Below are 7,481 nucleotides of genomic sequence, written 5' to 3'. Positions count from 1 at the left end.
GGGCATCCGGCCCGCCGAGGCCGCAACCGGCTTCGGTTACCTCGAGCGCGGCGAGGCCTTCCGGGAAGGCGATTCCGAATACTTCGCGGTGAAGGCCTTCCACGAAAAGCCCGACGCCGCGACGGCCCGGCGCTACCTGGAGAGCGGGAATTATTTCTGGAACAGCGGGATGTTCGTCTGGGAGCCCCAGGTCTTTCTCGAAGAGCTGGCCCGCCTGCGGCCCGAGACCGCCCGAGCCTTCGAGGCCCTCGCCCTGCGCCTGAGCGACGCGGCCTATCCCCGGCTCCTGGCCGAGGTCTTCGCGGGCCTCGACAGCGTCTCGGTGGACTACGGCGTCATGGAGCACGCCGCCAAGGTCCGCATGGTTCCGGCCTCCTTCGCCTGGGACGACGTCGGGGCCCTGTCTTCCCTCGAAAACATCTTGCCGGGAGACGCCCGGGGCAATCATACTCAGGGTCCAAGCTTTATTTTGGACGGATCCGGAAACCTGGTCCTGGCGGAGCGGCGCGCGGTGGCGCTGCTCGGCATGGACGGCGTGATCGTCGTCGAGACCCCCAACGCGGTGCTGGTGCTCCCGAAGGACAAGGCCCAGGACGTCAAGAAATTGGTTGAACACCTCAAGAACATCGGACGGGAGGACTTGCTGTAATATGAAGATCAACCCCAAGGAAGTCGGCGATATCTGCATCCTGGAAATCGAAGGCGAAGTCGACGCCGAGCACTCCGCGCAGCTGAAGAAGGCCATCGTCAAGGCCCGCGAGGATTACGCGAAGCATTTCATCCTCGACTTAAGCGGCGTGAGCTTCATCGATTCGACGGGCCTGGGGGTCTTGATCTCGCTCATGCGGTACTTGAACGAGAACGGCGGCAAGCTCAAGCTCGCGGGCCTGCAGGACGAGGTGCGGTCGATCTTCGAGATCACGCGACTCTACAAGGTCTTCGACCTGTGTCCCAGCGCCGAAGAGGCGCTGCGGGAGATGCCGAAGAAAAAATGATGAAAACCGCGCGGCGCTTTAAAAAAGAATTGTCCTTCAAGTCCCTCAAGGGGCTCGAGCGTCAGGTGACCAAGCTCCTCAAAGAGCTGGCCACGGTGCCTTTTTTCTCGAATCTCCCCAAGAGCCTGCTCGGCGACCTCAAGCTCGGCATCCTCGAGGGTCTGAGCAACGCCTTCCTGCACGGCGGCAGCGACGCGCGCCGCCCCGCGCGGCTTTCCCTCGAGGCGCTGCCCCGGCGCATCGAGATCCGCATCGAGGACTGGGGGGAGGGCTTCGCCTTCCAGGCGGCCCTGCGGCGCCGCCCCTCCGACTTCGAGGCCAACGGCCGCGGCCTCATCATCCTGAAAAACCTATTCGACTCCGTCCAGTACCGCAAAGGACGGCCCAACCGCCTCGTCCTGGTCCGCAAGCTGGCCCGGCCCAAGAAGCTGGACGACGCCATCGAGCTCTTCAACCTGCTGCAAGAGGGCATCCAGCAGCTGCGCCCCAAGCACCACCTCTACGACCGCTTTCTCGACTTCGTCGTCGAGCGCTTCAACGTCGAGCGGGCCTCCTTCCTGCTCTTTGACCCCGAGACCCAGCGCCTGCGGGTGGCGACCTCGCGCGGTCTCTCTTCCAAGATTGTCTCCAAGATCGCGGTGGCCTCCGGCGAGGGCGTCGCCGGCTACGTCTTCAAGACCTCGCGTCCCCTGCTGGTCAACAACGCCGGCAAGCAGCGCTCGGGCGGCCCCCGGCCGCGCCGCCAGGGCTACCACACCTCGAGCTTCGTCTCGGTGCCGGTCATCGCCTCGCCCATGCACATCGGCGAGGAGACCATCGGCGTCCTCAACCTGACTGACAAGCGCGACGGCACCCGCTTCACCGCCAACGAGCTGAAATTGCTCAACGTGATGGCGGCGCAGGCCGCCAGCGCCTTCCGCATCCGCGACCTGCTCGATACGGTGAAGCAGCACGAGGGCCTCAACCGCGAGTTGGAGATCGTCCACGAGATCCAGTCGCGGCTGGTTCCCGAGCATTTTCCCCGCGTCGGCGACCTCGAGGTTGGCGGTCACTGCCAGCTCTCGATGCGCGGGGGCGGCGACTATTACGACGTGATCCAGGTCGGCGAGGGCTTGCGCGGCGTGGTCGCCGACGTCTCCGGGCACGACGTCGGCTCGGCGATCACCATGGCATCCTTCCGCGCGATCTTCCGCTCGATGGTCTTCGACCCCAATTCCCCGGGCTACCTCCAGCAGGTTCTGCGCTGGGCCATGCATGAAGACCTGATCCGCCTGCATCAGTTCATCTCCTGTTGGGTCTTCGAATACCGGCCCGACGGGGAGCTCCGCGTCTCGGGCGCCGGGCACCCGCCCCTGCTGCACTACCAAGCCTCCCAGAAGAAGTGGCAGACGGTCTTCTCCAACCACCTGCCGCTGGGTCTCGAGGACGAATCCAAGCCGCAGAACAAGAAGATCGATCTGGCCAAGGGCGACTTGCTCGTCTTCTACACCGACGGCCTCTTCGACCCTAGGATGCGGGCCACCGGCTTCGACAAGCAGAGTTTCTGCGAGATCGTGGAGCATCACCTCCACCTCGGGGCCGCCGACCTCGTCCGCGAGATCGCCCGCGAGGTCTCCCCCCATCACCTGGCCCTGCAAAAACCCGACGACATCGCCGTCCTCGTTCTGCGCCGGAGGACCTGATGACCCGGCTCGAGCGTTTCCTTGCGCAAAGCCGCGGCGAATACCGCCGCATGAGCCTCGGCCTGCACCGCATGCGCGAGCTGCTCGAAAAAATCGGACACCCCGACAAGGCCTTCGCCTGCGTCCTGATCGCCGGCACCAACGGCAAGGGCTCGACGGCGCGGATGGTCGAATCGGTCCTGCGCTGCGCGGGCTACCGCACGGGCCTCTACACCTCGCCCCACCTCGTTCGCTTCTCGGAGCGGATCCGGATCGGCGGGCGCGAGGTCTCCGCGGAGCGCCTGGAGGAAATCCTGGCGGATTGGGAGCGCGCCGGCTTGGCCGACGCGGAGGGCGGGATCCCGGCGGGGGAGGGCGAGCGCTTGACCTGGTTCGAGCAGGCGACGCTCTTGGCCTTCGAGGTCTTCCGGCGCGAGGGCGTCGAGTTCGCGGTCCTGGAGGTCGGTCTCGGCGGCCGGCTCGACGCGACCAACGCAGCCGAGCCCCTGGCCTCCGCGATCGTCTCCATCGGCCTCGACCACACCGAGGTCCTGGGAGCGACGCTCGCCGAGATCGCGCGGGAAAAGGCGGGGGTCCTACGCCCCTGGCGCCCGCTGGTCTTGGGCGCGATGCCGGAGAAGGTTCGTGAAGAGCTGCGCCGCCTCGCTTTGGAAGCAGGAGCCTTTCCGATCCTGGCCGGCGAGCCCGAGGGAGAGCCCCGCGATTTTTCCTACGCGGACTTCACCGAACTCTCCATCCCCCTGGAAGGAAGGCACCAGCTGGCCAACGCGGCCGTCGCGATCGAGCTCTTATGGGCCCTGGCGGTGCGGGGCTGGCCTTGGTCCGAGACGGAGCTGCGCGAGGGCCTGGCCGCGGTCTCGCATCCGGGTCGCCTGGAGCGGGTCGAGGGGGCGCCCCCGGTCCTCTTGGATGGGGCCCACAACCCGCAGGCCCTCGAGGCCTTGGGCCGTTATATTCAGGAAAAGTTCCCTGGCCGTCCGGTCTCAGTCGTCCTGGCCATGTCCAAGGAAAAGGATCCCCGCGCCGCCCTCGGCATCTTGGGCGCCTTGAAGCCCAGGTGGTATTTCACCGTCTTTCCCAACGAGCGCAGCCTGCCGCTGGAGCGGTGGCGGGAGTTGGCCGCCGCGGAAGGCCTCACCGGTGATTTTTTCGAAAAGCCCGAGGCGGCCCTGGGCCGGGCGCGCACTGAAACGCCCCCGGAAGGCTTGGTGGTCGCCACCGGATCGCTCTTCTTGGTGGGCGGACTGCGCGAGGCCTTGGGCCTGGATTCAGGAATCGCTTGACGGCTGCCGGGTGGGGCGGGCTATGGACTCGGGGACGCGAATCTTTTAGAGTATCGACATCCCATGACCAAAAAGGAGTGTTTATGAAAAAATTCAGTTTGTTTGCCGCCCTGCTCGCAGTCCTCTTCGCCGCCAATTCTTATGCCTGCGATGCGGAGAAGAAAGACGGGAAGGATAAGGCCCCGCAGGCCCAGACCGAGGGCGGCGCCCCGGTCGCTTCCACGCAACAGTCCGGAAAATAAAGATAATTTATTTTACGAAAACCGCCGCTCCGCGACTGGGGCGGCGGTTTTTTTATTGGAGCCGCCGTCTTTCCTGAGGTAAAGAGGGCGGCATGAAGAAAATTTCCCTCGCGATCCTATCGCTCTCCGTCCTCGCCCTCAACGCCTGCGGTCCCAAGAAGTTCGCCTGCACCTATTCCACCGATCCCAAGGATATCCAGCTGGAATGGACCGCCTTCAAGTTCACCGAAAAGACGCCGGTGAAGGGGAAGTTCAACAAGGCCGAGGTGAAAGGCAAGACCCAGGCCGGCAGCCTGGCCGATTTGGTCACGGGCCTGCACCTCGACATCGACGGCGCCAGCGTCGAGACCAACGATCCGGGCCGCAACGCGACCATCCAGCAATTCTTCTTCGAAAAGTTCAATCCGCCCTTCCACATCCACGCGATGGCGACCAAGCTGGAGGGCGACGATCAGAAGGGCACGATGGCGATCAATATCAGCATGAACGGCTCGGCCAAGGACGTGCCCTTCGCCTACACCGTGAGCGCCGACGGAGTGCTGACGGCCCAGGCCTCGATCGATATGCTGGAGTTCGGCCTGCAGGCCCCTTACGACTCGATCCACAAGGCCTGCGAGGACAAGCACACCGGAAAAGACGGCGTCTCCAAGACCTGGACGCAGGTCGACCTTCTCCTCACCGGGAAATTCAAAAAAGAGTGCAAATAGAGCGGGTGCTTACCGCCCCTTCTTGGCCTTGCTCTGGGCGGGCGGGGCGATCTCGCGGCCGGTCAGCTCGCCGTACTGCCGGTCGAGCTCGCGCGTGACCGCCGTCCGCAGGATGGGGCCGCGGGGCTCGGGGTTGCCCTCGACCACTTGGTTGTAGAGCAGGGGCGTGCCGAAGCGGAAGGTGTAGGTGCGTCCCAGTGCGGCGCCGCGGCGCAAGAAGGCGTCGCCGTTCTGCTTCGGGAAGATGACGCCGCCGTTGACCAGACCGATCGGCAGGATCGGGGCATGGGACTCCTCCATCGTCATCGCGACGCCGGGGCGGCTGCCGTAGATCGGCCCCTCGTAGCGCTCGCCGTTCTCGTCGTAGCGCACGAGATTGCGCGTCCCGCCCGGGAAGATGATGATCGAGCGGCCCCGCTCGCGGATGAAGCGCCCGGCGTTGGCCATGACCTGCATCGCCGCGCGGCGGTCGCTGCGGTCGATGGCCAGGTGGCCGTATTGGTCCATGGGGCCCAGCAGGGCCTTGATCAGGCCGAAGGCCGGCGGCTTGGGGAAGGGGTCGAAGAACTTGCGGTCGGCCATGAAGAAGGCGTTCAGGCCGAAGTCGTGCACCACGCCCGGCACCGTCATGAACTCGGCGCCGCTGTCGTGGGTGGGCGCGATGACCGACTGGGTGTTGGCGACGTCGCGCAGGTTTTCTGTATTTTCGATCCTCAGCCGCGTGTGGGTGCGATCCAGCATGCGCCAGCCCCAGCCGCGCCCGTGCAAGGTGAGGTAGAGGTTGGGGCTGTCGTCGAAATCCTTGAGCCGCTTCGCCACGCGGACGATGCCGGTGGTGTCGTCCAGAAGGAAGCGCCAGAGCGCTCCCCGGCTGAACTCCCGGCTGGCCTGCCAGCCGCGGGGCTCGACGAGAGTGGCGTCGCCGTCGCGGCGGAACTCGATGTCGGGGATGATCTCGCCGTTCCAGCGTCCGGGCGTCACGTTATAAATGTTGAGGGTGGTCTCGATGGCCCGGCGATAGTCTGCCCAGACCGAATCGTAGCCCACCGCCTCGCTGATGTGGAGCTGCGCGTGCTCGGGGTTGTTCGGGTCTTTCCGCCGCTCGTTCCAGGTTGTGACGAAGTCGTAATAGGCGTTTTGGATCGCGATCAGGTTTTCCCGAAGTCCGATGCCCCGGTCGCGTAGCTGAAAGTAGTGGTCGATCTGCTCGACCAGTCGGTCGATGCCCGCTGTGTTGTCACGGCCGGCGATCGCGGCGCCCATGCGCTCGACGAAGGAGCGCTCGGTGCGGTCCAACTCTTTGCCTCGGGCGAGCTTCGCCTCGACCCGGTCGAGCAGCTGCAGGCGGGCGCGGACGACGCGCTGCAGGCGGCGCACGCCCTTGGCCTCTGCGGCGGGGATGCCGCCGTTGCTTTGCTCTTGGGCGATGCGGAGGTCGAGCTCGGTGAGGCGGTTGCGCAGCAGGAGCCGCGTCTGAGCGTCGAGGGTGTTGTTCACCAATTCGAGGTCGCGCAGGGTCGCGGTGACTTCCTCGCCCCGGCCGGGTTGCCCGCTGGCGTCCCGAAGGCGGGCTTCCGCTTCGCGGCGCTCGACCTCGAGGGTACGGATGCCCTCCGCGGTGGGGAACAATTCCTCGATGCCCGCGAAGCGCTGGGCGAGGGCGGTCTCGACCGAGAGATCGACGGGCCGATCGAAGCGCGTGAAGGTCTCGGCGATCGAAGGCACCTCGCGCTGGTATTCCGGCATCGTGCCCATGTTGAGCCAGAGCGTGCGCAGCAGGTTGGCGCGGGTGCCGCCGTTTTTCGCCTCGGAGCCGGCCTCGTAGAGGGCCATGGCCGGCACGAATTGGGTGGCCGTCACCGTCGGGCCCCGGCGCAGGGGCAGCGGGCGGTCGGGCTTGGGCCAGAGCCGGTAGGCGTTGAGCGTGGAGGTCACCAAGAGATTCGGCGACCGTGCGGTCAGCGCCATCGCCCGGTCGGCGATGTTGAAGCTGCGCCCGCCCTGCGGCGGGTTCAAGATGGACGAGATCGGCGAGAAGGGGTCGAAGCCGTAGGGACCCACCAGCGAGGCCACCGACATGGTGAGCTCGTCGTAGACCGCGGCGCTGCGGTGGCCCAGCCGGGCCCCGGGCATGTCGCCGAAGGCCATGGCGCGCACGACGTTCGACTGCTGTATGATGCCGACACCGTAGACGGTCCACTCGGTCTTGAGTTCGGCGATGTCGACGGCGACCCCCCGGTCGCGCATCGCAATCGCAAGGCACAGCCCGGAAATGCCTCCGCCCACCACGAGAGCGTTCTGAATGCAGGTCATGGTCATCCTCCCAGGAACCGCTATTGTTTAGTCGACCGACCAATTTTAGTAAAGGTCTTGTATCGATGCAAAATCCGGCGATAGTCGGCAGGCCGCGGACATGATCCGCCCGAGGACGAGAACCACAAAGATGGCCAAGACGCAGGCGACACGTAATGCGAAGACCAGCGAAGCCGGCGCGAAACGGCGCCGCGCGTCGGGATCGACGGACACGACGCGCGACAAGATCCTCGATGCGGCCGAGGCGCTGTTCGGCGAG

The 7,481-nt window shown here is 65.7% G+C and carries 5 protein-coding genes and 1 pseudogene; 5 read left to right on the top strand and 1 reads right to left on the bottom strand.

Annotated features, from left to right (window positions below):
* From FBR05_13840 to FBR05_13820, 5 genes are all read left to right on the top strand, one after another.
* Positions 1 to 649, top strand: a 649-nt coding sequence (locus FBR05_13840) for a mannose-1-phosphate guanylyltransferase (protein MDL1873257.1), incomplete at its 5' end; no start/stop codon positions are given.
* 1 nt (position 650) lies between these two features.
* Complete coding sequence (locus FBR05_13835) at positions 651 to 995, top strand: STAS domain-containing protein (protein MDL1873256.1); 345 nt, start codon at positions 651 to 653, stop codon at positions 993 to 995.
* Entirely contained in the window at positions 992 to 2,677 is a 1,686-nt protein-coding gene (locus FBR05_13830; GenBank protein ID MDL1873255.1) for a GAF domain-containing protein, read from the top strand. Before FBR05_13835 ends, FBR05_13830 begins: the two co-directional genes overlap by 4 nt.
* Positions 2,677 to 3,960 carry a bifunctional folylpolyglutamate synthase/dihydrofolate synthase gene (locus FBR05_13825; GenBank protein ID MDL1873254.1) on the top strand — a complete coding sequence of 428 codons (1,284 nt, stop codon included), beginning with the start codon at positions 2,677 to 2,679 and terminating at the stop codon, positions 3,958 to 3,960. The genes FBR05_13830 and FBR05_13825 overlap by 1 nt, the downstream gene beginning before the upstream one ends.
* A 334-nt stretch (positions 3,961 to 4,294) precedes the next feature.
* The gene (locus FBR05_13820) at positions 4,295 to 4,909 is read left to right on the top strand and encodes a YceI family protein (protein ID MDL1873253.1); all 615 of its coding nucleotides are present in this window, start codon (positions 4,295 to 4,297) and stop codon (positions 4,907 to 4,909) included.
* Positions 4,910 to 7,054: 2,145 nt separating this feature from the next.
* Here FBR05_13820 and FBR05_13815 read toward each other — a convergent pair.
* Positions 7,055 to 7,222, bottom strand: a pseudogene (locus FBR05_13815) (2-polyprenyl-6-methoxyphenol hydroxylase).
* Between the last annotated feature and the right edge of the window lie 259 nt (positions 7,223 to 7,481).

It is taken from the genome of Deltaproteobacteria bacterium PRO3 (genome assembly GCA_030263375.1).
Taxonomy (GTDB): Bacteria; UBA10199; UBA10199; order DSSB01; family DSSB01; genus DSSB01.
The sequence above is the reverse complement of the archived record's forward strand: the minus strand, read 5'-3'. Positions and strand labels throughout refer to the sequence as shown.

Coding starts and splice junctions, on each gene's coding strand:
- FBR05_13825 (MDL1873254.1), top strand. CDS start 2,677: ATGACCCGGCTCGAGCGTTTCCTTGCGCAAAGCCGCGGCGAATACCGC.
- FBR05_13820 (MDL1873253.1), top strand. CDS start 4,295: ATGAAGAAAATTTCCCTCGCGATCCTATCGCTCTCCGTCCTCGCCCTC.
- FBR05_13830 (MDL1873255.1), top strand. CDS start 992: ATGATGAAAACCGCGCGGCGCTTTAAAAAAGAATTGTCCTTCAAGTCC.
- FBR05_13835 (MDL1873256.1), top strand. CDS start 651: ATGAAGATCAACCCCAAGGAAGTCGGCGATATCTGCATCCTGGAAATC.